Raw genomic sequence first — 25,743 nt, forward strand, 5'->3', positions numbered from 1 at the left:
TATGTGAGAATGTGCAGATGTGCCCAAAAAGCGTAACGTTATCGTAACAGGATGTCTTTTCGTGATATTTTCGCTTCGTGTCCTTACGAGAGGATCCTGTTGTGAAAATCGTCGTAAGACCGTAGGTGTCATATGGTTTTTTAGGAAAATATAAAAAAATTTCCACAACCCTCTTGACTTGGAGTATACTCCAGGTAGTAAAGTATATTCAGAACAGGGACTGCAGGGAAAACTGATGAAACAAGAGGAGACGAAAATGAAGGCAAAAGTATATTTTACAAAAGAAATTACACCGGAGAAGGTGCTGGATCTTTACAAAGCCGTCGGCAAAGAGCTGCCTGGCAAGGCTGCCGTCAAAGTCCATTCAGGCGAAGCAGGCAACCAGAACTTTCTGAAACCGGAATTCTGGAAGCCGGTCATCGACCATGTGAAGGGCACCGTGGTGGAATGCAATACAGCTTATGATGGTGAGCGGGACACCACCGAAAAACACCTGAAGCTGATGGAAAATCACGGTTGGGACCAGCATTTTGACGTGGATCTTCTGGACGCGGAAGGACCTGACCTGGAGCTTGCCGTTCCGGGTGGAAAGGTGATTCAAAAGAACTACGTCGGCAAGAACCTGGCAGATTACGATTCTATGTTGGTGCTGTCTCACTTCAAAGGACATCCCATGGGCGGATATGGAGGCGCCATCAAGCAGCTTTCTATCGGCATCGCATCTTCTTATGGCAAGGCGTATATCCACGGAGCGGGTAAGCCGGAGGATATCTGGACGGCTGATCACGACCTCTTTCTGGAGTCCATGGCGGATGCGGCAAAATCTGTCATAGAGTATTTTGACGGCAACATCGTCTATATCAATGTGATGAAGAACATGTCTGTCGACTGCGACTGCTGTGCCGTGGCGGAAGACCCGTGCATGAAGGATATCGGCATTCTGGCATCGACAGATCCCATTGCCATCGACCAGGCTTGCATCGACCTGGTCTATGCGTCAGAAGATCCGGGCAGAGATCATCTGCTGGAGCGGATCGAATCACGCAACGGCGTACACACCATTGAAGCGGCGGCAGCGCTAGGATATGGAACGAGAGAATATGAACTGATAACAGTGGAGTAAGAAGATAGGAGGTGGATGTGATGACTATAGCAGAAGTGAGCAGAAAGATGGATATCTCGGCAGATACCCTGAGATATTATGAGCGGATCGGGCTGATTCCGCCTGTAAAGAGATCGAAGAGCGGGATCAGGGACTACAGCGAAAAAGATCTGGGCTGGATCAGCTTTGCAAAATGCATGCGAAGCGCAGGCATATCCATCGAAGCGCTGATTGAATATGTCGCCCTGTTCCAGCAGGGGGACGACACGATCACCACCAGAAAGCAGATTCTCATAGACCAGAGAGACGAACTGGAGAAGAAGATTAAAGAAATGCAGGGGACCCTTGCATATCTCAATACGAAGCTGGAGCATTACGAAGACATGCTGGTGCCAAAAGAAAGGAAACTGGCAGAGGAATAGTAAGAGAATTGAAAAGACGGAGAGAATGGATGGGTTTCATCTTTCTCTCCGTCCTTTTTATTTAGATGGTCTTTAACTCGTAGACGTCTGTTCGTCTCGCAGAAAGCAAAGGCAGCTCCTGGCGGATTTTGTCCGCATCGGTCAGATCAATTTCTGTGACGAGAGAGCCAGGCGTTTCGTCCATTTCTGCCAGCACGTCGCCCCACGGAGACACGAGGAGGGAGTGGCCCCAGGCAACATAGGAAAACGCAGTATCACGCGCCGGCGATGTTCCCGCCACAAAGCACTGGTTGTTCAAGGCCTGGCTGCGGAACATGATTTCCCAGTGGGCGGGACCTGTGGTCATATTGAAGGCAGCCGGTACCAGAATCAGCTTTGCCCCAGCAAGAGCCATCAGCCTTCCCAGCTCAGGGAAACGGAAGTCGAAACAGATGCAGAGGCCGATTTTGCCGAACTCTGTATCAAAGACAGTCACCTGATTGCCAGGTGTCAGTGTATCGGACTCCTTGAAGGATTGTCCTCCTTTGACGTCGATATCAAAGAGATGCATCTTCCTGTGCTTTGCAATCTGGCGGCCGCTGCGGTCGAAGACATAGGCAGTGTTGTAAATGTGCCCATCTTCTAATTCTGGTACGGAGCCAGCCGAAAGGTATATACCGTACTCGGCAGCAAGAGCGCTGAGTTTCTGCCATGTGTGACCGCCTTCTTCCTCCGCGAAGAGGGGGAAGTTCTCTGTGACGTAAGGACAGTTGAACATTTCCCCAATGGTGATCAGGTCAGGGTTCTCCGGCATGACCGCTGCTATGGATGTCTCAAGCTGCGCCATGTTATCAGCTTTATCGGCAAAGACGTGAGTCTGCAGTTGTGCGATTTTCATTGCTCAGACACCTCTTTTGCTCGTTCCTGGTAATCCTTGTAGGCGTTCAGCGCATAGACCATGTCGTATTGCAGATGGTAGCGCATGATTTCCGATGCGCGGTCAAAGTCGTGCTCCTGTACAGCCTTATAGATTTCCATATGGCCCTCGTTGATCTTCTCCACGTTGGGTTTCTGGTAGTACATACAGGAAAGCACTTCAACCTTGGCGCGGATTCTGGTGGCGGCTTCGTCCAGATAGTGATTCTGTGCATGGCGGTAAAATGCCACGTGGAATTCCTCGGAATATTCCTTCCACTCTGTAATGTTTCCCTCTTCCAGCAGTTTGTTGCCTTTTTTGATGATCTCACCCAGTTCGATGAGCAAAGGGGCCTGCGTAAAGGAATTTTTGCAAAATTGTATTGCAAGAGCATCTAATTCTCCGATAAACTGGAAGATTTCGCGGATATCTGTTTCAGTGAACTCGGTTACGGTGACGCCGCAGTTGGAGTAATAGGTAACGAGACCGTTTTCTGAGAGCCTGGTCAGAGCCTCCCGAATCGGCGTGTGGCTGACATTGAATCGGTCCTTGAGGACCTTTAAGGTCAATTTTTGACCACATACCAACCTCTGATCCGTGATATCATGATACAGTTCATCATAAATCTGCTCAGATAGTGTGATTTTGTTTGACATAATTATTTCTCTCCTAAACCAATAGACTACTTCCATTCTATCAAAGTTTTCTTAAAAATCAATATCTTCGAGTAAAAAATACAAATATTTTGCAAAATAGCATAGAATGTTCCAAAATATTGCGTGAAGATGCGGGAAAACAGCTATTTTAATCGGTCAGGATTCAAACCTTCCAGCTCAGGGAGAACGAAAAGGCCGTCTTTACGCACCAGCTTGCCGTCAAACCAGATTTCTCCGCCGCCGTACTCTGGACGCTGAATTAAGACAAGGTCCCAGTGAAGAGCCGATTTGTTGCCGTTGAAGGCGTCATCGTAGGCCATGCCCGGTGTCAGGTGGAGACTGCCGGCGATTTTTTCATCAAAGAGAGTGTCTTTCATCGGCTCCAGGATATGGGGGTGTACGCCCAGGGCAAATTCACCAAAATAGCGGGCACCCTCATCCGTATCGAGAAGGTTGTTGATGCGTTTCGAATCGTTAGCAGAGGCTTCTACAATTTTCCCATTTTTTACTTCGAATCGTACATTTTCGTAAGTGAAACCCTGCTCATTGGAAGGCGTGTTATAGGTAATGCAGCCACTCATGGAATCCTTTACCGGGGCGGTGTAGACTTCTCCGTCAGGGATGTTCATTCTGCCGTCGCACTTGATGGCGCCGATACCTTTGATGGAGAAGGTGAGATCTGTTCCAGGCCCCAGGATCTGGACCTGGTCCGTCCGGTTCATCAGTTCCACCAGAGGGTCCATAGCACTGCTCATCTTCCCATAGTCGATGGTGGAGACGTCATAATAGAAGTCTCTGAAGGCGTCTTCACTCATACCGGCAAGCTGTGCCATGGAGGCATTGGGGTATTTGAGCACTGCCCACTTGGTATGGTCGATCAAGTAGCTGCTGGCGCGGCGCATGGTCCGCTGATAGAGATTCATCTGTTCCGTGGGAACGTCGGAAAGCTCAGAAATGTTGTCAAAGGCGCGGATGCCGATGTAAGCGTCCATACCTCGGTTTTGCTGCAATGTGTATTCCGCCTGATATTCCAGCTGTTCTTCGCTGCAGTGCATAGCCAGTTCCCTGATGACCCTAGAGTCCCTGATAGACACATAAGGCCAGCCGCCGGCCGCATAAGTATCCCGGATCAAAGCTTTGACCAGGGGTAGGCAGCAGACGCCCTCATATTCGATCAAAACCTTTTCACCCGGTTTGATCTCGGTGCTGTAGCTGATGAGAAGATTGGATAGTTTTGTATCTCTGATATCCATTCCATGCTCCTTTCTTTTTCACCTGTAGATATGCGAAAACCCCTGAGCCAGGGGTTTCGCGTGGATAGATTTTATGATTTTATTTCGGGACTTACCATGAGAAGTCGTAGATATAGTAAACACCTTCTACTGGCAGAGAATGAATCTTTAAACCAGCGTTGCGTGCATAAAGCATGGTAGGATTGTAGAGAACTGCATAAACGGCTTCGTCCTGTACCTTCTGGAAGATTTCATCGTAGACCTTAGCGCGGTCTTCTTCTTTAATCGTGGTAACCGCTTTCTCGAAGAGCTGGTCAATTTCAGGGTTGCTGTAACGGGCGTTGTTTGCCTGTCCTACGTACTGGGTGCAAAGTGCCATGGCAACCTGCTGGGTGTCACCTTCCAATGACATCTGCAGTGCAGTGATGCCGAAGTCTCCCTGTCTCAGCTTATTGAGATAAGCGTTGAACTCCAGAATTTCGATTTTGCATGTGAGGCCGACTTTCTCAAGATTGTTTTGTACGACTTCTGCCAGGGTCTTGTACTGTTCTGCCACATACATCTTGCCTAAATCATACTTGCCTTTGATGCCGGCTTCCTTGAGCAGTGCTTTTGCCTTATCTACATCATATGTATAGGATTTCTGATCTTCTGACCAGCCAAGTCTGTCCGGAGTCAGCAGGTTGGAGTTCTCTGTAGCGTAACCTTCCTGCACGCTCTTGATGATGCCCTGACGGTCGATGGCGTAGTTAATCGCCTGACGGAATTTTACGTTGTTGTATGGCGCCTTTTCTGTATTCATCGCTACGAACCCAAAGGTGGTCTCTGTGGCTTCTTCCAGTGCAACGTTCTCGTCGTCTTTGATCGTGCTGACAACGGATGGATCTACTTCTGCGAAATCCACTTCGCCTGTCTGGATGCCGACACCCATGGAAGCGACATCGGAGATGATTTTAAATGTCACGTTCTTGATCTGAGGTGCGCCTCTGTAATAGTCTTCATATGCCTCAAAGTCTGCCTTGTTGCCGTCTTCGTGGCTGACCCATTTATAAGGTCCGCAGCCCACAGGCTCCTGTGCGAACTTATCTTTGCCGGCTTTTTCGAAATAAGCTTTGCTGGCGATGAACATCTGATCCATGCTGTCCAGGAATGGGGCATAGACGCTCTTGGTGTAAACTTTGATCGTCGTATCGTCGACGATATCGTAGTGGTCAAAGCCTTCTACAACAGCGCCCTGGTATTCGGACTTGGCATAGAGGTCGAGGGTGAAACCGATGTCTTCGGCTGTGAGCTTGGTTCCGTTGTGGAAGGTGACGTCGTCACGTAGATGGAAGGTATAGCATTTTCCGTCTTTGCTGACTTCCCACTTTTCGGCTACGCGCGGTTCCAGCTTGGTCTGGTCTTCATAGTTCTTTCTGAGCAAAGTGTCGTAGATCTGGCTGTTCATGCGCTGTTCTACTGTGGTGCTCCAGTTACATGGATGAAGGGTTGCATAGTCGTTGTCTACTGCTACGACCAGTGAAGTCTTGCCTTCCGTGTCGCCACCGCCACCGCCGCAGCTTGCAAATAAACTCATAACCAGGGTCAGGGACAGAAGAAGCACTGCCGCCTTTGAGATTTTCTTTTTCATTGTTTTTCTCCTATTCTTCAAAATGAAAGACTCGTTTTGTATATTTGTCAGCAAGTTCAATGGCGCCTCGCACGTCTTCCTTGCTGATGATGGAACTCTGACTGTGCGGAAAGCGATCCACGATGGAAATGCCGCACACCTTGACGCCGCAGCCGGATAGATTGATACTGCTGGCATCGGTGCCGCCCCGGTCCATGACGTCTCTCTGATATTTGATGTGATTTTCTTCGCAGCAGGCCAGCATTTCGTCTACCAGGTATTCGTCCAGCATGGCTGACGGATCGCCCAATTTGACGCCGACACCTTCTCCAACAGCGTTGCTGCCCTCCAGATCGGAAGGGTAGAAGTGGTCTGGAGTCACGTCGACAGAGATGCCGATGTCAGGCTTGATCCTCTCGCTGGCGACGGCGGCGCCGCGGCAGCCAATTTCTTCCTGTACAGAGAACACGTAGTAAACGTCATTGGGGCCGTCTCCTTTGTTTTTCTTCAGGGCTTCGATTAAAACGTAACAGCCCACTCTGTTGTCAAAGGACTTCGCAGTGATCTTCTCGTTCTGCAGTTCGTAGTAACTGCCGATGAAGCCGCAGTAATCGCCGACTTTTACATACTTTTCCGCATCTTCTTTTGTGGTGCAGCCGATGTCGATGTACAGCTTTCCGGCGCTGTTCTTCGCTTCCTCGATTGGTCCCTGGCAGCCGACGACGCCGATGGTGCCGTTCTGGAAGATGACCTTGTCGTTGTAGATGGCACTGGTCCAGATGAAACCCACGTTGCAGACGCGGATTCTGCCGTCTGATTCCACTTTTGTGACCTGAAAGCCGATTTCATCCATATGGGCGGACAACATGATCTTTTTCTTATCCTGTGAGTCTGCGCCCTTCTTCAAAGCGATCAGGTTTCCGACGGGGTCCGTGAAGATCTCATCCGCCAAGCCTTCGATTTCTCTTTTGATAATCGTTCTGATTGATTTCTCGCGGCCCGCGATACCCCAGGCCTGGGTCAGCTCCTTTAATAATTCCATTTATTTACCTCCATTCAGCAGACTTTCCTTGGTTACCCAGCGGGTCTGATTCATCAGCGGGTGGTGCAGCTTGATGGCGTCCGTCGGACATTCCATGACACAGCATCCGCAGTACCAGCACTCGTCAGGGTAGACGACAAGGGGATGTGTCCCTTTTTCTTCTCCAGGAATCATCAGATCCATCTGGCAGGCTTCCAGGCATCGGTTACAGCCGATGCACTTCTGGCTGTCGAAGGTGAGCGGTACGGAGGCAGGTGTCTGCCTGATTTCAAAGTTCTTTGTCTCTGCCATTACACTTCAGCTCCTTTCCCCAGTTCTGCGATGTAATCCTGGTTGTATATCTCATAATTTTCCTTGATTTTGCCGGCATAGTCAAGAGGTACTTCTCTGGTAACGACTTTTTCACCGTCCTGTCTGACGACGATAAATGGAGCCATTTCTTTTCCGTCATCGTCAGAACGATAGAACTCCAGCTTCTCGCAGGATTGATGGCGTGCCAGACAGGAATGCAGGATGATCTGTGATACGGTGAGAATGTCGAAGACTTCCAGCAGCCTTACCAGCTCATGTGGGTTGGCGGCATAAGTATTCGGTACGATTTCTCTTTCATACCGCTCAAGGAGTTCTACACCTGACTGAAGCAGCTCATCTCGCTTGATTTCGCCGCAGTAGTTCTGCATCGCTTTGGCAATGGCTTCATTGAGTTCTTTCCAGCTGGTACCCTGTACCGGATCGCCTGACAGCGGAGCGTAGACTCTTTCCATCTCCCGGTCGACCTGCGGCTGGTGGGGCGGGATCAAAACCGGTTCCTTGGCAGCGTAATCTGCTGCCTTTCGTCCTGCATAGTAGCCTGTGGCGGCAGCGTGTCCGAAACAGTTGGAGGCATAGAGGGAGTCGCCGCCGACAAAGAGGCCTTCTATATTTGTCATCAGGTTCCAGTCGTTCATGAATCCGCCGGGGAGGCCGAAAAGCTGTCTCTCCTGAGGGAGAAACTCTGCCGAGGTCCAGCCCACGCCGTAACACTGCAGTACATGTTTTTCCGGGTCAAAGCCGGCTTCCGTAAAGTTCTTATAGACTGGGACGTTGGTCTTGCCTTCCTGACCGACCATCATGCCCCAGATGACTTTCCGCTCCATCTCCGGCATCAGAGAGAGATCCGCATAGAACGGAAGCTTGTAGCCCATATCCTTTAATTTGTCATAAGGGAGGGTTTCCGGACCTTCATATTCGTATTTCGCCTGTTCGATGTTGCCGCCCTTCATAAAATAGTGCTGGCCGTCGGCAGGCATGAAGCGCGACTTGACATCCTTCAAGATATTGCCGTCCCGGTCAGCGTAAGGAATCTCTTTGCCCTCTGCATCAACCAGGGAGGCAGGGAACCAGGTGTTGTGGTTATTCCCGGCGCTGTATGGAGGGAAGGATCTGCCTGCAGAGGAGAACTCGGCTCTGACGGATTTTTCCATCATATTGAACTCAGCTCCGGCTCTCCAGCCCATGGCGTGACCGTCTCCGATGGTAGTCATCGGCCTGAATTCACAGAGACCCGGATGTGCCGAAGAGAAGAGCCAGATTCTCGCCGGTCTCGACATAGTGATGATGCTGGACTTGCCCGAGAACACGTAAAATTCTCCAGTCCTCGTATGGATGCCAGTAGCGCCGATGCATTTTGCACCGTTTTTGCCGACTTCCGTCAGAAGGGAAGTGACCATGCAGCGATCGACGATCTTGACACCTAATCGCTTCAGCTCTTTTTCCATCGCTGGTTTGAAGGTGGTTCCCCAGATACGGATGGTGAATTTGTTCTTATAATCGTAGGCAAACATCAGCTTCGTCTTCTCGTCGCGGAAATCCGCACCCTTGAACTCATCTTCTGTATCACGGATCTTGCCCCCCATCTTTTCGATATCCAGAAGGCGGTCCCAACCTTCTCTGCATTCTATGTAATGAGAAATGGCGTTGTTGTAGCCGTCATTATCATCCAGCATGGCGTCTACCAGGTCTTCCGGCGTAACACCGGAACACGGGTTGGTCGCGGCGGATTCCCAGTGGTCGCAGCCGGAGCCGCCTGCGCCGCTTCGTTTTGTCGCCCCTTTCTCTACGAGAATGACACTCTGGCCCTTTCTTGCAGCGGCAATCGCTGCCATGCAGCCGGCGATGCCGCCGCCCAGTACCAGTACGTCGGCTTCCATATGGGTGGTCTTGCCGATATCTGATTGATAGGGCCACGAATTATTATTAGCCATAGCGTTCCTCCTTTTATTTTGATAAAATTGCATTTGATTTTGCAAAATTATTATCTTGTTGATGATATATTATCAAATAATAGAAAATTTTGCAATATATTTTTACAGAAAATTTTGCAAAATTCTTGACTTATTTTACAAAATGCGGTAAAGTTATGACAACAAAACGGTATTTTAGAAAAAAACGGAGGAATGATTATGTATAAGTACGTGATAAAAAGGCTATTATTCACCATCCCCGTTCTGTTTGGAGCAATCTTCCTCGTATTCACCATCATGAATATGACTCCGGGAGATCCGGCGACGCTGATTCTGGGAATCACTGCCAAACAAGCAGATATCGATGCGCTGAACCACCAGCTGGGTGTAGACCAGCCCTTCTTTGTACAATTTTTCAATTATATAAAGGATATGGTCACACAGTTTGACTTCGGTACATCTTATCGTACGGGCAAACCGGTATTTGATGAGATTCTTTCCAGGTTCCCGACGACCTTCTGGCTGGCGCTTTTGTCGATGATCATCAGTTCCATCGTAGGCATCGTCCTCGGCATCATCTCGGCAGTCAAGCAGTATTCTGTACTGGACAATACGTTTACGACCCTTGCCATGCTGCTTTCTGCAATTCCGGGCTTCTGGCTGGGACTGATGCTGATGCTGCTGTTTGCCCTGCAGTTGAGAATATTGCCGTCCAGCGGTATCGATACCTGGGCCGGTTATGTGCTTCCTGTCATCACCTTATCCTTAGGCGGCGCGGCCAGCCAGATGCGCTTGACCAGGTCCACCATGCTGGAAACCATTCGGTCAGATTACATAAGGACAGCCAGATCCAAAGGCGCCCCGGAAAACGTGGTCATCTGGAAACACGCGTTAAAGAACGCTTTGCTTCCTGTCATCACTTCCATGGGCATGAACTTCGGAGCCGGCCTGGGCGGTGCTGTCATCATTGAGACGGTATTCGGTATGCCTGGACTGGGCATGCTGATCGTCAACTCCATCAGACAAAAGGACACGCCGACAGTCATGGCGGCGACACTGTTCCTGGCATTCCTGTTCTGTCTGGTCATGCTCGTAGTTGACATCTTGTACGCTTATATTGATCCGAGGATCAAAGCGAAGTATCAGAATTAGGGAATGGGGTGTAGAAATGAGCGAAGTAAAATTGAAACCGGCAAAATCAAAGAAAAACAACCAGATGAAAGAAATATGGCGCAGGTTCAGAAAGAGCAAGACAGCCATGTTGGGACTGATTCTTCTGGCATTCGTAATATTGATCGCAATCTTTGCGGATTTGATCGTACCTTATTCAGAGGCTGTCACGCAGAGTTCTATGAGACTGCAGGGACCTAGTGCGGAGCACTGGTTCGGTACAGATAACTTGGGCAGAGACGTCTTTGCCCGTGTCGTCCACGGTTCCCGCTATTCCCTGTGGATCGGCGTATCGACTAGCGTGCTGTCACTGATTATCGGAGGACTCCTCGGAGCAGCCGCAGGTTACTACGGCAAGGCCATTGACAACGTCATCATGCGTCTGACCGACGTGGTGATGACCGTGCCTCCTATCTTATTGTCCCTTGCCGTAGTTGCCGCCCTGGGCGCCAACCTGCGAAATCTGCTGATTGCCATCACCATTTCCTGCGTACCGAGCATGGTCAGAATGGTGCGCTCCGTGGTACTGACCGTTGTCGACCAGGATTACATAGAAGCGGCTAAATCCTATGGTTCTTCCGATATCAGGGTTATTCTGAAATATGTCATCCCCAATGCCCTGGGGCCGATCATCGTAACGACCACCATGAACGTTGCTGCAATGATTCTTTCTGCGGCAGGACTTTCTTTCCTGGGCATGGGTGTACAGCCGCCATCACCAGAGTGGGGCGCGCTGCTTTCCGATGCAAGACAGTTCATGTTCAGCGCACCGTATCTGCTGTACTTCCCGGGCGTCTTCATCGTCATCGCCGCTCTCAGCTTCAACCTGGCAGGCGACGGTCTGAGAGATGCACTGGATCCGAAATTGAAGAATTAAAAGAAAGGATATACAAATGAAAGAAACTTTCTTAAAGGTAAAAGACCTAGAAGTCATATATAAGACAGATCTGGAAACAGTATATGCTGTCAACAAAATTTCTTTTGATCTGCATAAAGGAGAAACGCTGGGATTGGTGGGAGAAACAGGCGCTGGCAAAACCACCACGGCCCTTTCCATACTCCGCCTTCTTCCAGAAAGAACTGCACAGATTACAGGCGGGGAAATCGAGTTCGAAGGCCGCAGCCTTCTGGAAATACCGGAAAAAGAAATGCAGCGGATCCGCGGAGAAAAGATCTCCATGATTTTCCAAGACCCAATGACAGCGCTGAATCCTGTTTTGACCATTGGAGAACAGATTGCAGAGTCTTTGATTCTCCACGACGATCAAGGAAGGGAAAAGAGCGTGATCGAGGCTCGTGTAGAAGAAGTATTGGAAATGGTAGGCATCCCGGCTTCCCGAAAAAAAGATTATCCCCATCAGTTTTCCGGCGGCATGAAGCAGCGTGTGGTCATCGCCATCGCCCTGGCCTGCAATCCGATGCTGCTCATCGCAGATGAACCGACCACGGCGCTGGATGTGACCATCCAGGCGCAGGTGCTGGCTATGATGACAGAGCTGAAAGAGAAGTTAGAAACGGCCATGATCATGATCACTCACGACCTGGGTATTGTGGCGCAGACCTGTGATAAAGTAGCTGTCATGTATGCAGGAGAGATCATCGAATACGGCAGCGTGGAAGACCTGTTCACAGGCGAGAACCATCATCCATATACCGAAGGGCTTTTCGGTTCCATCCCTAATTTGGAATTAGAAGAAGACCGGCTGCATCCCATCGAAGGGATGATGCCGGACCCTACCGACTTGCCGTCTGGCTGTGCTTTTTCACCGAGATGTCCAAAATGTATGGAGAAATGTAAACAGATACATCCCGATCAGTATGGAGAGGGACATAAAATCAGATGCCTTCTGTATGAAGGAAAGCAGCAGGAGGTGAAATAGATGAGCCAGCCATTAATAGAACTACAAAACCTGACGAAGTATTTTGACGTCGGTAAAGATGCGAAATTACATGCGGTAGACGGGGTCAGCCTGACCATCAATCAGGGTGAGACACTGGGTGTGGTTGGAGAGTCCGGCTGTGGAAAGTCCACACTGGGAAGAACCGTTCTCAAACTCCATGAGCCAACTTCCGGAAAAATCTTCTTTGAAGGAAAAGATATCACAGGCTACAAAAAGAAACAGGTACATACCATCCGCCAGGATATGCAGATGATCTTCCAGGATCCATACTCCAGCCTTAACCCGAGAATGAGCGTGCAGGATCTGATTGCAGAACCGCTTCTCATTAACAAGGTCTGCCAGAACAAGACGGAAGTATTTGACAAAGTAGCAGAACTGATGGAAACCGTAGGTCTGGCAGAGCGTCTCTCCAGCGCTTATCCCCACGAGCTGGACGGCGGCAGGAGACAGAGAATCGGCGTGGCAAGAGCCCTGGCACTGAATCCGAAGTTCATCGTCTGTGATGAGCCGGTATCGGCTTTGGACGTGTCCATTCAGGCACAGATTCTCAATCTCTTGATGGATCTGCAGGACGAGAGAAATCTGACCTATATGTTTATCACCCACGACCTCAGCGTCGTCAGACATATATCCGATCAGATTGCGGTCATGTACCTGGGGAAATGTGTGGAACTCTGCTCTTCAAAAGAATTGTTCAAGAATCCGCTCCATCCGTACACCAAAGCGCTGCTTTCAGCAATTCCAGTACCGAGTATAGAAATGCGCGGTAAGAAACCGCATATCATCAAAGGCGAGGTCACGAGTCCGGTCAATCCGAAACCGGGATGCAGATTTGCCGCCAGATGTCCTCTGGCAAGCGATGAATGCAGAGGATGCGATATCCCATTTGAAGAAATAGAGCCAGGACATTTCGTCTCCTGCTGTAAGGTAAAAAAATAGGGAAAATTTACAATGAATTATAATCAGTTCTATCGGAGAAAAGATAAGTATAAGAGGAAAATCACCCAGTCAGAGAAAAAGAATGCCCAGAGACTGGGTATTTCCTTTGGAAAAAGTATTTTAGCGGGAATGGTTTGCGGACTGGTCATCCTGGTCCTATATAAGCTATTCATGTAAAGGTGGTAAAATGGAGTTAAACAAGACAATACAAAATTTTAAAGAACAGCAGAAGAAGATGCATGCTTTTGACCATGTGATGAATCTGCTGACTTATGATGCAGCAACGGGCATGCCGCCCGGCGCATCGGATACCCTCAGCGATACGCTGGCTGTGATGAGCGGCGAATCTTACAGGCTGACGGTGAGTGAAGAGTACAAAGCCATGCTGAAAGTCCTCAACGAACACAAAGAAGAACTGGATTTTCAGACCCGCAGGGAAGCGGAGGAGTTATTAGAGGAACAGGAAAAGCTGGCAAAGGTTCCGGAAGAAGAGGTGGTCGCAGCGGCGAAAGCACAGAACGAAGCCAACCATTATTGGGAAATTGCCAAGAATAAAAACGACTACGAACTCTTCAAGCCTTATCTCGCAAAGCTCATAGAGATTCAGAAACGTTATGCCGGTTATATCAATCCTGACGGGGACGTCTACGATACACTGCTCAACGAATTTGAAAAGGGCATGACGCAGAAACAGATGGACCCCTTCTTTGACGACATCAAAGAAAAACTGGTTCCGCTGATCGCAGCGGTACAGAAGTCTTCTGACAAGCCGGACACGTCTTTTCTCTCGGGGACCTTTCCCATTGAGAAACAAAAGGAACTGTCCGCTTACGTGATGGACCTGATGGGTATCGACAAGGAACGCTGCATCCTGCGGGAGACGGAACATCCCTTTACGACGGAGTTTTCCAAAAACGATGTCCGCATCACCACGAAGTACAAGGAAGATGATCTGACCAGCAACCTCTACAGTGTGATACACGAGAGCGGTCACGCCATGTACGAACTATGCGTATCCGACGATTTGCTGCACTCTGCGCTGGGTCACGGAGCCACTACGGCCATTCACGAATCCCAGTCCAGGCTTTGGGAGAACTATATCGGCAGGAGCAAGGCCTTCTGCCAGCTGATCTTCCCGAAGGTGAAAGAGCTGTTCCCAGAGCAGATGGAGGGTGTAACAGCTGAGGACTTTTACCGTGCAGTCAATGTGGCTCGCCCCAGCCTGATCAGGACGGAGGCAGACGAATTGACCTATTCTCTCCATGTCCTGATTCGCTATGAGATGGAGAAAAAGATTTTTAACGAGGGTCTTTCCGTGGACGATCTTCCGGCAGAGTGGAACAGGCTGTACAAGGAATACCTGAGAGTGGATGTGCCCGATGATACCCAAGGTATTTTGCAGGACGCACATTGGGCAGGAGGCTCTTTCGGTTACTTCCCGAGTTATGCCCTGGGTACCGCTTACTCTGCACAGATCATGAAATATTTGAAAGAAGTCGTCGATTTGGAGAAATGCTGTTTTGAGGGAGACTTTATGCCTGTAAGAGAGTGGCTGACAGATCGGATTTATAAGCATGGCATGCTGCTGACGGCAGAAGAATTGATAGAAAACACTTGCCATGAGAAGTTCGATCCCAATTATTATACGAAGTATCTGACGGATAAATTTACGAGGTTATATAGATTATGATATTCGATCCAGCGAGTTGCAGACGAGCTGCAAGAGAGAATTTATGCTGGCGTTCCCCAGCCTATGGCTGGTGTGGAACGCGTCGTATGATTGAAGAGCTGAAAAAACTGGTTTCCATCGAAAGCGTGGCGAGACCGGGAGAGGGAGGCCTGCCTTACGGGGCAGGGCCTGCCGCCGCTTTGGAATATGTGCTGCAGCTCTGCGCGTCTTTTGGCTTTCGCACAAAAAATGCCGACGGACTTTACGGTTATGCTGAGATCGGGTCTGGCGAGGAACTGATCGGCATCCTCTGTCACCTGGACGTGGTGCCGGCAGGGGAAGGCTGGGATTATCCGCCTTTTGCAGGCACCTTGGCCGGTGACCGCCTCTATGGGCGGGGCGTCATCGATGACAAGGGACCGGCCATCGCCAGCATCTTTGCCATGAAAGAGCTGCTTGCCAGTGGCCAGCCGCTTTCCAAGCGCATCAGGATCATCTTTGGCCAGACAGAAGAAAACGGCGAGTGGACCGACATGGAAAGCTACAAGCAGCAGGAGGAACTGCCTTCTTACGGGTTTACCCCCGATGGTGATTTCCCGGCGATCTATGGGGAAAAGGGTATCATGCTGGTGACTGTCTCTATGGACAAAACGGCCAGCGGATTCTCTGCCATCAAAGGCGGCAGCGCTCCCAACATGGTGCCGGACAGCTGCGCGGCCTCTGTGGATAGTCAAGGTTTTGAGACAAAGGGGAAATCTAGTCACGGCAGCGCGCCATGGACGGGTGACAATGCGATTACGAAGATGATGGAGCGCCTTTGCAATGACGGCTTTGACGTGCCTTTTGGCCGCATGTACATGGACAAGATCGGCAGACGTTTTCACGGTGAGAAGATGCACTGTTCCTTTGAAGATGAAGAGAGCGGAAAGTTATCCATGAACGCCGGTATGATCAAAGAGCAGGACGATCAAGTGATCCTGTACCTGGATATCCGCTATCCTGTGACTTATCAGTGGGAGGAAATCATGGCAGTCATTGAAGAGGAATTTTCCCCTTATGGAGTGGAGACGCGGCTGATCCATCGACAGGACCCTGTCTATATGGATAAGGACGGACCTGTCATGGGGCGTCTTCTGGAAGCTTATAGATCGGTGACAGGCGATTTATCAGAACCCCTTGTCATCGGCGGCGGAACCTACGCCCGTTCCATGGACAATATCATCGCCTTTGGTCCTAACATCCCGGGACATCCCAATACGGAGCATGAAAAGAACGAGTACATATTGATTGATGATTTGAAAACCATTGAAGAGGTATATAAGAGGGCGCTGGAGGCTCTTGCTTATGAACAAATCTTATGATTTTACTGAAGGGGCGCTTTTGCGCCCCTTGCTGTTTTTCTCCCTGCCGATTATGGGTGCAGTATTGCTGCAGTCTCTGTATGGTGCGGTGGATACCTTGATCGTGGGCCGTTTTGGCGATGCATCTTCTGTATCGGCAGTGGCAACTGGCAGCCAGATCATGCAGACGATCAATGGCATCGTGACAGGCATGACCATGGGAACGACGGTTGCGATAGGGCAGAAAATCGGCGAAAAGGATGATGATGGCGCTGGCAGAACTGTGGGCGCAACGCTATGGATCTTTGTCTTTATTGCCATTGCAATAACCGTTTTGCTGTTTGGATTTGCCCGCCCATTGGCGGCACTGCTCCACACACCGGCAGAGTCCTTCGACAAGACGGTTTCTTATGTAAAAATCTGTGCACTGGGGGCCGTGTTTACGACAGCGTATAATGTCATCAGTGGGATTATGCGCGGCATCGGCAACGCGGTACTGCCTTTGATTTTTGTCTCCATTGCATGTATCACAAATATTCTGGGGGATCTGCTGCTGGTGGGACTGCTGGGCATGGATGCTTCCGGCGCTGCCATCGCGACAGTTTCGGCGCAGGGACTCAGCGCTCTTTTATCGTTGTTGATTATTGGAAAGCAGGGTCTGCCCTTTGCTTTTTCCCTTCGCAGCCTCCATTTTGATCGCCATGCCGCGGGACAGATTCTGTGTCTGGGCACGCCTATTGCTGCCCAGGATGCTTTGAGCAATCTGTCTTTTCTAATCATTACAGCCATTATCAACAGTCTGGGTGTGGTGTATTCAGCCAGCATCGGCGTGGGAGAGCGAATTACCTTTTTTGCGAATCTGCTGCCCATGACTTTTATATCTTCCATGTCAGCTGTCACTGCACAGAATATAGGTGCGGGAAAACATGATCGGGCGGTAAAAGCATTGTGCAGCGCTGCCCTGGTATCCCTTAGCGTCAGCTTGCTGATGTCCTGCACATTGCTGTTTTTTGGAGATGTCTTGTCAAGGCTATTCACAAGTGATGAGGCGGTCATTTCCGGCAGCGCTCTCTATCTGAAAGCCTATGCCCTCGATTGTCCCATCGTTGCCGTGCTGTTCTGTTTCATCGGCTATTTTAACGGCTGCGGCAAAACTTTCTTTGTCATGGTGCAGGGACTGACATCGGCCTTTCTGGTTCGAATCCCCGTATCCTATCTGGTCAGCCAGCTGCCGGAGATGAACATGTTTCAGATCGGTTTGGCACCGCCGGCTGCAGCTTTGGTGTCACTGGTGATTTCGGTGGGGTATTATTGGAAGACCCGCTCGCAAAGGAAAAGGCGGAAGCTTATGTGGCAAAATTTTGGAAATAGGGCGCGTGACGATTAGCCATCAAAAAAGGGGTTGTGCACTAAGACCGAATAATCCATGAATCAGATCAAACGGCGCAAATGTCTGTTTTAGATGCATCATGCGCCGTTTTTCCGTTGGCAGAAATGATTTGCAGCAAAAATTATTACAATATAATACAGGATAGGGAATTAATTAATGGTAAATTAAAGAAATTGACATAATAAAAGGAAAAAGAGTGCCTGAAAGATCTTGTTTCCTATGAAACGCAGCGAATCTGCCTGCTAAATCTGCTCCCAAACGGCGTAACGTATCCAGAAAACAATGCTTTACGCCGTTTCTTCGTTAATGCCCCTTTTTAATGAGGAATTATTCTTCTTTGATCGCCATCGGTACGACAAAGTCCAGCGCTTTTGGCACGATTTCAAAGTGAATCGCTTCTGCGGTGCTGATTTCTCCATCGGCGCAGAGAAAGAAGTGATCTCTCTTTGGCTCCAGGGTCAGGCTTCTGCATTTTTTGATGGTCAGGATATCTTCAATACCTGGAACCTGTAGATGGGTCCCTTTTTTGTATTTGGGGAAGAGACGAAGGAAGGTCAGGCGCGGCACATCTTTGATGATGTTGAGATCAAAGATGCCGTCGCTGATTAAAGCCTGTGGGGAGGTGTACATGCCGCCGCCGCAGTAGGAACCATTGGAAATGGCACATAATAATACTTCGCCGTCAATCAGTGTTTTGCCATCCTCGACCAGCTTCAGTTCAATGCCTTTTTTCTGCACGAACATGCCCATGACGGCTAGCAGATAGGCCATAGAACCGGCGATGAGAGGCTTCTTCTTGAGACGGCTCGTCAGTTCCACTACATTGCAGTCAAAACCGATGTTGAACATGTTTACACAAAATCTCTCCTGATAAATTCCGTCGAGGACGCCGCTGTATCTGATCAGGTCGATTTTCTGCGTCGTGCCGAGGAGCTGTGCTTTGATATCCAGGAAGTCCCCTGGGAAATTTCTAACGGTGTCGTTGCCGGTACCTATGGGGATACAGCCGACGGCGATTTGATCAAAACCTATTGTCCCGTTGATGATCTCGTTGTTGGTTCCATCGCCGCCGCAGGCGTAAAATCTGGCAGGCTGGCCATCCAGGGATTGGGCTGTCTCGTGGGCCTTCCGTTCACCGTCGCCCACGCCTTTGGTGATATAGATTTTGGCAGTCATGCCGAGGGCTGCTGCGGCTGCTTCGATATTGGCAGCCAATTTGTCAATTCCCTTGCCCTGGCCGGCCTTGGGGTTGATAAAAAAATAGTTTTCCATCTGTATATGCCTCGTCTTCTCAATATAGATATATTTTAAGGCACATTTATTTTAAATACAAGGGTTTTGGTGTATAATAGTTTCATAAATCTAACGGCGTTGCCGAAAGGAAGGAACTATTGAATTGCGGACTACGATTATATTTTCAAAGGATTGTCCGCAGTATAATAGTTTCATAAATCTTACGACTTCGTCGCAAGGAGGAAACTATTGAATCATGACGTTCGATTGTATTTTCAAGGGTATCGTCATGGTATAATAGTTCCATAAATCTAACGGCGTTGCCGAAAGGAAGGAACTATTGAATCATGTGCTTCGACAGTGTTTTCAAAGGAATGCACATGGTATAATCGTTTCATAAATCTAACAGCAAAAAACTAAGGAGGACGATGATGGATCCAAGAGATAAGAAGCTGGCGAAGCTTCTGGTAAACTATTCCTGTGACATCCAGAAGGACGAAAAAATATTGATCGACTACGAGGGGGCGGAATGTAAACCGCTGATCAAGCAGATTATCAGAGACGTGTATGATGCGGGCGGGAAGCCTTTTGTCAATATCAGAGACAGTGAAGTAAATCGTGAGGTGCTGCTGCACTGCGACGAAGAGCAGGTCAAGTTCATGAATGAGTACCAGCTGGCACAGATGAAGGGCATGGACGCTTACATCGCCGTCAGAGCAGGGGACAACGCTTCGGAGCTGGCCGATGTGCCTTCGGAGAAGCTCAACCTCTACAGCAAGCTGCTGCGCCCGGTACTGGATTACAGGGTCAACGATACCAAGTGGTGCATTTTGCGTTATCCGAACCCGTCTATGGCGCAGTTAGCCGGAACCAGCCAGGAGGCCTTTGCCGACTTCTTCTACGATGTCTGCACCCTTGACTACGAAAAGATGAGCAAAGCCATGGACCCGCTCAAAGAACTTCTGGACAAAACCGACAAGGTCAACATCAAAGGCCCGGGAACAGATTTGGAGTTCTCCATCAAAGGCATCGGCGCGGTCAAATGCGACGGCAAGATGAACATTCCTGACGGAGAGGTTTATACGGCGCCTGTAAAGAATTCCATGAACGGCTATATCACCTATAACACAGTCTCCCAGGAGCAGGGTTTCACCTATGAGAATATCCGCTTTGAAATTAAGAACGGCAAAATTGAAAAGGCGACAGCCAATGATACGAAAAGAATCAACGAGCTGCTGGATACCGACGAAGGCGCCAGATACTTCGGTGAGTTTGCCTTCGGCGTGAATCCGTATGTCCTCCACCCGATGAAGGATACCCTCTTTGATGAGAAGATTGCAGGCAGCTTCCACCTGACACCGGGCATGTGCTACGAGGATGCGCCCAACGGCAATCAGTCAGCGGTCCACTGGGATTTGGTCATGATTCAGCGTCCTGAGTACGGCGGCGGTGAAATCTGGCTGGACGACAAACTGATCAGAAAAGACGGCATCTTTACCATACCGGAATTGGAGGGGCTGAATCCGGAGAATTTGAAATAACGACAGAGCTGTTATACTAGAACGAAAGTCTTCTAGTGTGACAGCTCTGTTTCTTGTCAAATACCGAGATTTTTTGTTATAATTGAATAAAATAATCGTTTTGGAGAAACCTCTGAAACGATTGCAAATTAGACATTTCTTCTTAACTAATGTTGCAGATGCTTTGATTTGTGCCCTATAACTATTAAAAACACTAGTACAAAACAGTTTCTCAAAAATCTGTAAAACCGGTCGATTGAGCAAAAAATAAAGAAGATAATGAGCCTTCCTTTAAGGAGATACCACTTCCACTTCCATCACTTCACTGAGAGAGACTGTGCCTTCGATATAGACCGCCTTGACCTCGCCTTGCACTTTATCCACAGTTGCCGTAATCGTTCCTGCTGGCTGCGGCAAGGTAAAGCGATAAGAGCCATCTGGCTCGTCTGCGGAAAAGGCGGCGGCGACAGCAGTGGTGCCGGAACCACAGCTGCCTTCAAAGTATGTAGTATTGACCTCTTTGACGTAGACCACAGGCGTAAGGGTGCCAGCGGTGGTGTTAAAGAACATGACCCCCATAGCCGGAGGGTCGAACTTTTTATCGACCAGATCTTTGATCTCATTGAAATGCTCCAGGGTCGGCGCCATATCTCTGACGACGATGTGCATGATGCCGTCCATGTCCACTAGATAAGAGCCTCTTGGCAAACCGCCTTCTTCCCATTTTTCTATGCGCAGAGGGGGCGGCATCCCGATTCTGGTAAACTGATTTTCTGTATTTACTTCTACCGACAGTGGCTGATCACAGCCGCTGACGTTGATCTCCACCTGGCCGTATCCGGCAATGCCCTGTTTTTGCGCGGTCATCAGAGCGAAGGCTCTGGAAGCGTTTCCGCAGAATTCCATGCCACACATATGCATGGTGTTTTCATCGGCGACAAAAGCGACCTGCTCTCCCTTCAGTTCTGTCATTGCTAAAAGCTGCGAGGCAATAGACTGGTACTGGCTGGGCTCAAAGTGATCTAAGACAAATATGGTGATATTGCCAGCAGGGTTTGCAATCAAAATCCGAATTTTGTTCATAACGAATACCTCACTTGTTATAGTAAATATACCATATTTACAGAATTTTGTGAAGGTTATTCTGACTCATGACTACGGAAAGTTATGAACGCATTTGGCGCCTTCATTTCTATTTTTTTGCGTGTTACTTGCACTTTTTTTGATTATTGTAAACCAATCCGCCTTCATTTTTGAATTATGGCGTCCTACTTGCGCAAAGAAGACGAATCTGGCTGGTATTAAGTGTGGTTGACCTCTTATTTGGCTGCACTCAGCTTGATTTATGTAATATATTTTATAATATGGGAATTAATGTATTACAAACTCGAAATTTGGAGAGGTTTGCAAAGGGGGGCGTGCAAGTAAAGTGAAAAAAATCTGAAATGAAGGCGGAATTGTAGGCGTAGACGGCATTTTGTGCCATCATGTCTTGCTTTTTTGCAAAATGAAGGCGCTTCAATTGACTTCGTGTCGATGCCGTGGAGGGAAGATTTTAACATGTTGACAGCAAAAAAGTCATGTGGTATCATATCCGTATATCAGAAACAAATATTGAAATTTTGAGGGGGTAGTTTTTTGTCCATTGTAGTACTGTAAGGAACATGAATCAGCATAAGAACAGAACGGTTATGAAAACCGTTTCCTTTGCTATGCGAAAGTTTCTTTATACAGGACTATGGCGGATGACACCTCTCTTTGGTAAGAGCACATCAGCATGGTTTTGACTGTGCTTTTTTTGTTGTATAAACATCATGTTCCTTGCGCATTCTCATTTGTGACGGCAGGAGGCCGTTGTGTCAGCCGCAATCCAATAGAAAGCGAAGAGGAGAAATCAAAATGTCAAAAAATCCACATTATGAAGCATTGGGATTTTATCATATTATAGAAAAATTGAAAGAGTTAGCACTGTCGGAACAGGCGAAAGCAGTGTTGGATCGACTTGAGCCGTTCATGAAAGAAGAGCAGTGCATCCGCAAGATGAAGGAGACGACTGCAGCGCGCAAGGTCCTCGATACCTGCGGCACGCCGCCTCTGGTCTCCATGAACGGCATGGAAGAAGCCCTGAAACAGGCAGAAATCGGAGCAATGCTGACGACTGGCCAGTTGGTGAGCGTATCTAAATTTGCGGCTTCCTGCGGGCGCATGGCGAAATACCTGCAGCGGGGAGAGAGCCTGGATCAGGCAATGGGCGCTTATGGACGCAGCATCGGAGACCTTTCCGAACTCCAGTCCGAAATCGACCATAGCGTCCAGGAAGAGCGGGTCTATGATGACGCCAGCCCAGCCTTACGAAATCTGCGCCGGAAGCAGGAGCATGTCGAAGGACAGATTAAGGAAAAGCTGAATCACGTCCTCAAGAGCCGCAGCAAGTATCTGGCGGAGCAGTGTATCGTCAGCCGCAACGGCCGGTTTGTGCTGCCGGTACAGAGGCGCTATCAAAGCCAGTTTGGCGGGACCGTCATAGAAGTATCCGGCAAGGGAAGCACTGTTTTCATGGAGCCGTCATCGGTGTCAAAGCTGCAGAGCGAACTTGCGGAGCTGTCCATTGAAGAGGACAATGAAGTGCGCCGGATTCTCTATACGCTGACTGCCATGGTTTCTGAGCAGGAACCTGTCATCAGGCGCAACATGGAGGCGATGGAAATCCTAGACGTGCTCTTTGCCAAGGGAGCGCTCAGTGCGGCTATGGGTGCGCGGCCTGTAGAAATCGGCTGCGAACGGAGGCTGGATATTAGGCAGGGGCGGCACCCGCTGCTGGATCCCGCAACCTGCGTGCCACTGGATCTTAAGATGGAAGAATCATTGACCGGAATCATTATTACGGGTCCCAACACCGGCGGAAAGACGGTGGCGATCAAAACCGCAGGCCTTCTGTCTCTGATGGCACAATGCGGTCTGCACATTCCTTGTGAAGAAGGGAGTTATATCGCCATGCAGGATGGTTATTGGTGTGACATCGGCGACAGCCAGAATATCTCACAGAACCTTTCCACCTTTTCTGGACATATCACCAACGTGATACGGATTTTGGAGAGCGCAAGCCCCGACAGCCTTGTCATCCTCGATGAACTTGGCAGCGGAACAGATCCGGCAGAAGGCATGGGCATCGCTGTGGCAGTCCTCGATGAGCTGCGTCTGCGTAAGTGCATGTTCCTGGTAACGACACACTACCCCCAGGTGAAATCCTATGCCAGACAGAAAGAAAATGTGATCGGCGCCAGGATGGCTTTTGATCGGGACAGTCTGCAGCCGCTATATCGTCTGGAGCTTGGGAAATCGGGAGAAAGCTGTGCTCTGGACATCGCCAAAAGGCTGGGGCTTGCATCACATCTTCTGGATAGAGCCTATTACGAGGTGTATGGGCATCGCAGCGAGGACTTTGCATCTGAATGCGGGTCTATGGCGGCTCCAAAGAGCCGATTAGTCCGCAAGAGTGATCCAAAGAAGGCGACAGATGTCAGGAGTAAGTTCAAGATGGGAGACAGTGTCCTGGTGCTGCCGGAGAAAGAAATTGGAATTGTCTATAAACCGGCAGACGAGAACGGCGATGTGACAGTTCAGGTAAAAGGGAAAAAGCGCAAAGTGAAGCACAACCGCCTGCAATTGAAAGTTGCGGCGGAAGCCCTTTACCCGCCAGGTTATGACTTTTCTATCATCTTTGACAGCGTAGAGAATCGAAAAGCCCGGCATCAACTGGACAGAGGATCAAGAGACGAAGCAGTCATCGAATACGAAGAGTAGTCTCAATAAAAAGAGATACAGCCGTCTGTATCTCTTTTTTGTATCTAAATAGGGAGCCTGATTGCTGGCGGGCACCTCAGTTCTTCTGGTTTCAATCCCCGTCGATACAAATAGGCCTCTGCAATGGGATATTGCTGTGCATAGAGATCTCCCAGCAGCTTTGCGCAGCCATTAAAATCCTCTTTCTTAAGGGAGGCAATCATCTGTTTTGTAAACTGAATCGTCGTTTCCTCTATACCTGATTCTTCTCTGCGATGTCTCAGTAAAGGAACTCCCCAGAGCATCAATCGATATAGTTTTTCGTAAACTTCTCTTAGTTCTGGTAATGGACTGTAAGTAGAGATAAATACAAGCAGTTCGTTTGACGCAAGCTGGCTGCTATGGGACTGCAGATGCGACTCCAGATGTTTTATCAGATCATTTCTGATTGAGGGGGAAATGACCGGCAGGGTGATGCGGCTGATGCCTTCAATGGAAAATTTTAAGATTTCAAACGCGTTAATAAAATACGCCAGGTTGCGCCTAATGGCAGGGTTATCAAAATTTGGCTCATGCCCTTGTTCATCAAAAGAAAGAATATGCGTCCCTTTCCCATTGATGGAATGAACCGCTCCAATTTCATTGAGAAGACGGATGGTCCGCCGTATAGTACTGAGAGATACTCGATATTTATCTGCCATTGTCTGATAGGAAGGCAAAAAACTTTCCTTGCGGTATTCGCCTAGATAAATATGATGAAGAATACGCGTTGCCAAATTATAACAAATCTGTGGACGATCTCGATAGATTCTCCAACGAAATGAAATCGGTTTCCTGACAGTTTCTTTTGACGTTTGCCCAGCTAAATAGTCGATAAACTTTTCTGATATATCTCGCTCTAAAGCACCTTGAGAGTCAATGATTAATTTGTGGTCCTTTTTCTGACCGCTTGTGATTAATTGAGAAATACGTTCTTTCATCAGCTCGATACTATAAAAACCAGGCAGGTCAATTTGATTCAAAGAGGGAAATCCCAAGAATAGTGAGGTCTCCCAAAAAAGATTTAATACCAGAGGATTCTCCAATTTCTGCAGTAGAAAGCAATATAAATTGACTAAGTCGTCAGTATTTAAACGCTCTGTAATATGGCGAAGATAGGTCAAATCTTTTTCATCCATGCGCTGAAAACTCTCTACGTAAAGCGGTAGAAATATCAAATCCATTGTTTTGTAAAAGCCAGAGTACAAGGGAACGCGGTCGGCAAAGAAATCTTGTTTAAATTGTCTATACGCTGATTCATCCTGCTGAAAGGTCACTTGGGTGCATTTGCCATGTTGGATAGACACATAACCTTCTTCTTGCAGACGCGTGAGGGCCGCCTTGACGGTTAGGGGCGATACACCGAATTTGCGGCATAACGTTTCGATTGGAGGGAGCTTGTCTCCATATTTATAATATTGGAATTGAAAACGCAAAACAAAGTATTCGTAGATTAATTTTGAATAGGCAGGCTCGTTATGCATAAATAATACCTCCGATCATTTTATTTCTCTTTCCATTTTAACATTTTTAGAAACAAATTTCTACGGAGTGTTGAGCTATTTGTTTTTCTGTATTA

The 25,743-nt window shown here is 48.7% G+C and carries 22 protein-coding genes; 12 read left to right on the top strand and 10 right to left on the bottom strand.

The window, feature by feature from the left end; all coding sequences use genetic code 11:
• The first annotated feature begins 256 nt into the window (after nucleotides 1–256).
• Entirely contained in the window at nucleotides 257–1,123 is an 867-nt protein-coding gene (locus BN6539_RS13290) for a DUF362 domain-containing protein (RefSeq protein WP_067539462.1), read from the top strand.
• A 20-nt stretch (nucleotides 1,124–1,143) separates the two neighbouring features.
• A complete protein-coding gene (locus BN6539_RS13295; RefSeq protein ID WP_067539465.1) occupies nucleotides 1,144–1,524 on the top strand; it encodes a MerR family transcriptional regulator in 381 nt (126 codons plus the stop codon).
• Between the two features lie 61 nt (nucleotides 1,525–1,585).
• Here the strand turns inward: BN6539_RS13295 and BN6539_RS13300 are convergent, their stop codons facing one another.
• The 7 genes from BN6539_RS13300 to BN6539_RS13330 form a co-directional block, all read right to left on the bottom strand.
• Entirely contained in the window at nucleotides 1,586–2,401 is an 816-nt protein-coding gene (locus BN6539_RS13300; protein ID WP_067539467.1) for a carbon-nitrogen hydrolase family protein, read from the bottom strand.
• Entirely contained in the window at nucleotides 2,398–3,075 is a 678-nt protein-coding gene (locus BN6539_RS13305; protein WP_067539470.1) for a GntR family transcriptional regulator, read from the bottom strand. The genes BN6539_RS13300 and BN6539_RS13305 overlap by 4 nt, the downstream gene beginning before the upstream one ends.
• Nucleotides 3,076–3,218: 143 nt before the next feature.
• Nucleotides 3,219–4,328, bottom strand: coding sequence for an aminopeptidase (locus BN6539_RS13310; protein WP_067539473.1), 1,110 nt, complete (start codon nucleotides 4,326–4,328; stop codon nucleotides 3,219–3,221).
• A gap of 91 nt (nucleotides 4,329–4,419) precedes the next feature.
• Nucleotides 4,420–5,937, bottom strand: coding sequence for an ABC transporter substrate-binding protein (locus tag BN6539_RS13315; RefSeq protein ID WP_067539476.1), 1,518 nt, complete (start codon nucleotides 5,935–5,937; stop codon nucleotides 4,420–4,422).
• Nucleotides 5,938–5,947: 10 nt separating this feature from the next.
• Nucleotides 5,948–6,958: a M42 family metallopeptidase gene (locus tag BN6539_RS13320; RefSeq protein WP_067539479.1), complete on the bottom strand. Its 1,011-nt coding sequence runs from the start codon at nucleotides 6,956–6,958 to the stop codon at nucleotides 5,948–5,950.
• Nucleotides 6,959–7,249 (bottom strand): 4Fe-4S dicluster domain-containing protein, encoded by a 291-nt coding sequence (locus tag BN6539_RS13325; RefSeq protein WP_067539484.1) that lies wholly within the window; start codon nucleotides 7,247–7,249, stop codon nucleotides 6,959–6,961.
• Complete coding sequence (locus BN6539_RS13330; protein WP_067539487.1) at nucleotides 7,249–9,201, bottom strand: FAD-dependent oxidoreductase; 1,953 nt, start codon at nucleotides 9,199–9,201, stop codon at nucleotides 7,249–7,251. The genes BN6539_RS13325 and BN6539_RS13330 overlap by 1 nt, the downstream gene beginning before the upstream one ends.
• 198 nt (nucleotides 9,202–9,399) lie before the next feature.
• Between BN6539_RS13330 and BN6539_RS13335 the strand changes: the two genes are divergently transcribed.
• The 8 genes from BN6539_RS13335 (at nucleotide 9,400) to BN6539_RS13365 (ending at nucleotide 17,586) form a co-directional block, all read left to right on the top strand.
• Nucleotides 9,400–10,332, top strand: coding sequence for an ABC transporter permease (locus BN6539_RS13335; RefSeq protein ID WP_067539490.1), 933 nt, complete (start codon nucleotides 9,400–9,402; stop codon nucleotides 10,330–10,332).
• Between the two features lie 16 nt (nucleotides 10,333–10,348).
• Nucleotides 10,349–11,227: an ABC transporter permease gene (locus tag BN6539_RS13340; RefSeq protein WP_067539493.1), complete on the top strand. Its 879-nt coding sequence runs from the start codon at nucleotides 10,349–10,351 to the stop codon at nucleotides 11,225–11,227.
• A gap of 16 nt (nucleotides 11,228–11,243) precedes the next feature.
• Nucleotides 11,244–12,230 (top strand): ABC transporter ATP-binding protein, encoded by a 987-nt coding sequence (locus tag BN6539_RS13345; protein WP_067539496.1) that lies wholly within the window; start codon nucleotides 11,244–11,246, stop codon nucleotides 12,228–12,230.
• On the top strand, nucleotides 12,231–13,190 hold the full coding sequence (locus BN6539_RS13350) for an ABC transporter ATP-binding protein (RefSeq protein ID WP_067539499.1): 960 nt from the start codon (nucleotides 12,231–12,233) through the stop codon (nucleotides 13,188–13,190).
• 12 nt (nucleotides 13,191–13,202) lie between these two features.
• The gene (locus BN6539_RS22410; protein ID WP_148484494.1) at nucleotides 13,203–13,367 is read left to right on the top strand and encodes a tetrahydromethanopterin S-methyltransferase subunit G; all 165 of its coding nucleotides are present in this window, start codon (nucleotides 13,203–13,205) and stop codon (nucleotides 13,365–13,367) included.
• 10 nt (nucleotides 13,368–13,377) lie between these two features.
• On the top strand, nucleotides 13,378–14,880 hold the full coding sequence (locus BN6539_RS13355; protein ID WP_067539502.1) for a carboxypeptidase M32: 1,503 nt from the start codon (nucleotides 13,378–13,380) through the stop codon (nucleotides 14,878–14,880).
• A gap of 86 nt (nucleotides 14,881–14,966) precedes the next feature.
• The gene (locus BN6539_RS13360) at nucleotides 14,967–16,220 is read left to right on the top strand and encodes a Sapep family Mn(2+)-dependent dipeptidase (RefSeq protein WP_067539505.1); all 1,254 of its coding nucleotides are present in this window, start codon (nucleotides 14,967–14,969) and stop codon (nucleotides 16,218–16,220) included.
• Complete coding sequence (locus tag BN6539_RS13365) at nucleotides 16,204–17,586, top strand: MATE family efflux transporter (protein ID WP_067539508.1); 1,383 nt, start codon at nucleotides 16,204–16,206, stop codon at nucleotides 17,584–17,586. Before BN6539_RS13360 ends, BN6539_RS13365 begins: the two co-directional genes overlap by 17 nt.
• 330 nt (nucleotides 17,587–17,916) lie before the next feature.
• Here the strand turns inward: BN6539_RS13365 and BN6539_RS13370 are convergent, their stop codons facing one another.
• Nucleotides 17,917–18,861: a diacylglycerol/lipid kinase family protein gene (locus BN6539_RS13370; protein WP_067539510.1), complete on the bottom strand. Its 945-nt coding sequence runs from the start codon at nucleotides 18,859–18,861 to the stop codon at nucleotides 17,917–17,919.
• A gap of 389 nt (nucleotides 18,862–19,250) precedes the next feature.
• Between BN6539_RS13370 and BN6539_RS13375 the strand changes: the two genes are divergently transcribed.
• Complete coding sequence (locus BN6539_RS13375; RefSeq protein WP_067539513.1) at nucleotides 19,251–20,363, top strand: aminopeptidase; 1,113 nt, start codon at nucleotides 19,251–19,253, stop codon at nucleotides 20,361–20,363.
• A 270-nt stretch (nucleotides 20,364–20,633) separates the two neighbouring features.
• Here BN6539_RS13375 and BN6539_RS13380 read toward each other — a convergent pair whose 3' ends face one another.
• Nucleotides 20,634–21,425, bottom strand: coding sequence for a hypothetical protein (locus tag BN6539_RS13380; protein WP_067539516.1), 792 nt, complete (start codon nucleotides 21,423–21,425; stop codon nucleotides 20,634–20,636).
• A gap of 816 nt (nucleotides 21,426–22,241) precedes the next feature.
• Between BN6539_RS13380 and BN6539_RS13385 the strand changes: the two genes are divergently transcribed.
• Nucleotides 22,242–24,146 carry an endonuclease MutS2 gene (locus tag BN6539_RS13385; protein ID WP_067539519.1) on the top strand — a complete coding sequence of 635 codons (1,905 nt, stop codon included), beginning with the start codon at nucleotides 22,242–22,244 and terminating at the stop codon, nucleotides 24,144–24,146.
• Between the two features lie 44 nt (nucleotides 24,147–24,190).
• Here the strand turns inward: BN6539_RS13385 and BN6539_RS13390 are convergent, their stop codons facing one another.
• Nucleotides 24,191–25,648, bottom strand: a complete 1,458-nt coding sequence (locus BN6539_RS13390) for a GntR family transcriptional regulator (RefSeq protein WP_067539524.1) — start codon at nucleotides 25,646–25,648, stop codon at nucleotides 24,191–24,193.
• Nucleotides 25,649–25,743: the final 95 nt, after the last annotated feature.

It is taken from the genome of Emergencia timonensis, from assembly GCF_900086585.1.
Lineage (GTDB): Bacteria > Bacillota > Clostridia > Peptostreptococcales > Anaerovoracaceae > Senimuribacter > Senimuribacter timonensis.

What these genes read in the sequence shown, in the direction of transcription:
- BN6539_RS13345 (WP_067539496.1), top strand. Translation starts at nt 11,244, where the DNA reads ATGAAAGAAACTTTCTTAAAGGTAAAAGACCTAGAAGTCATATATAAG.
- BN6539_RS13305 (WP_067539470.1), bottom strand. Translation starts at nt 3,075, where the DNA reads ATGTCAAACAAAATCACACTATCTGAGCAGATTTATGATGAACTGTAT.
- BN6539_RS13335 (WP_067539490.1), top strand. Translation starts at nt 9,400, where the DNA reads ATGTATAAGTACGTGATAAAAAGGCTATTATTCACCATCCCCGTTCTG.
- BN6539_RS13320 (WP_067539479.1), bottom strand. Translation starts at nt 6,958, where the DNA reads ATGGAATTATTAAAGGAGCTGACCCAGGCCTGGGGTATCGCGGGCCGC.
- BN6539_RS13330 (WP_067539487.1), bottom strand. Translation starts at nt 9,201, where the DNA reads ATGGCTAATAATAATTCGTGGCCCTATCAATCAGATATCGGCAAGACC.
- BN6539_RS13360 (WP_067539505.1), top strand. Translation starts at nt 14,967, where the DNA reads ATGATTGAAGAGCTGAAAAAACTGGTTTCCATCGAAAGCGTGGCGAGA.
- BN6539_RS13380 (WP_067539516.1), bottom strand. Translation starts at nt 21,425, where the DNA reads ATGAACAAAATTCGGATTTTGATTGCAAACCCTGCTGGCAATATCACC.
- BN6539_RS22410 (WP_148484494.1), top strand. Translation starts at nt 13,203, where the DNA reads ATGAATTATAATCAGTTCTATCGGAGAAAAGATAAGTATAAGAGGAAA.
- BN6539_RS13295 (WP_067539465.1), top strand. Translation starts at nt 1,144, where the DNA reads ATGACTATAGCAGAAGTGAGCAGAAAGATGGATATCTCGGCAGATACC.
- BN6539_RS13355 (WP_067539502.1), top strand. Translation starts at nt 13,378, where the DNA reads ATGGAGTTAAACAAGACAATACAAAATTTTAAAGAACAGCAGAAGAAG.
- BN6539_RS13310 (WP_067539473.1), bottom strand. Translation starts at nt 4,328, where the DNA reads ATGGATATCAGAGATACAAAACTATCCAATCTTCTCATCAGCTACAGC.
- BN6539_RS13340 (WP_067539493.1), top strand. Translation starts at nt 10,349, where the DNA reads ATGAGCGAAGTAAAATTGAAACCGGCAAAATCAAAGAAAAACAACCAG.
- BN6539_RS13350 (WP_067539499.1), top strand. Translation starts at nt 12,231, where the DNA reads ATGAGCCAGCCATTAATAGAACTACAAAACCTGACGAAGTATTTTGAC.
- BN6539_RS13390 (WP_067539524.1), bottom strand. Translation starts at nt 25,648, where the DNA reads ATGCATAACGAGCCTGCCTATTCAAAATTAATCTACGAATACTTTGTT.
- BN6539_RS13315 (WP_067539476.1), bottom strand. Translation starts at nt 5,937, where the DNA reads ATGAAAAAGAAAATCTCAAAGGCGGCAGTGCTTCTTCTGTCCCTGACC.
- BN6539_RS13375 (WP_067539513.1), top strand. Translation starts at nt 19,251, where the DNA reads ATGATGGATCCAAGAGATAAGAAGCTGGCGAAGCTTCTGGTAAACTAT.
- BN6539_RS13290 (WP_067539462.1), top strand. Translation starts at nt 257, where the DNA reads ATGAAGGCAAAAGTATATTTTACAAAAGAAATTACACCGGAGAAGGTG.
- BN6539_RS13325 (WP_067539484.1), bottom strand. Translation starts at nt 7,249, where the DNA reads ATGGCAGAGACAAAGAACTTTGAAATCAGGCAGACACCTGCCTCCGTA.
- BN6539_RS13385 (WP_067539519.1), top strand. Translation starts at nt 22,242, where the DNA reads ATGTCAAAAAATCCACATTATGAAGCATTGGGATTTTATCATATTATA.
- BN6539_RS13370 (WP_067539510.1), bottom strand. Translation starts at nt 18,861, where the DNA reads ATGGAAAACTATTTTTTTATCAACCCCAAGGCCGGCCAGGGCAAGGGA.
- BN6539_RS13300 (WP_067539467.1), bottom strand. Translation starts at nt 2,401, where the DNA reads ATGAAAATCGCACAACTGCAGACTCACGTCTTTGCCGATAAAGCTGAT.
- BN6539_RS13365 (WP_067539508.1), top strand. Translation starts at nt 16,204, where the DNA reads ATGAACAAATCTTATGATTTTACTGAAGGGGCGCTTTTGCGCCCCTTG.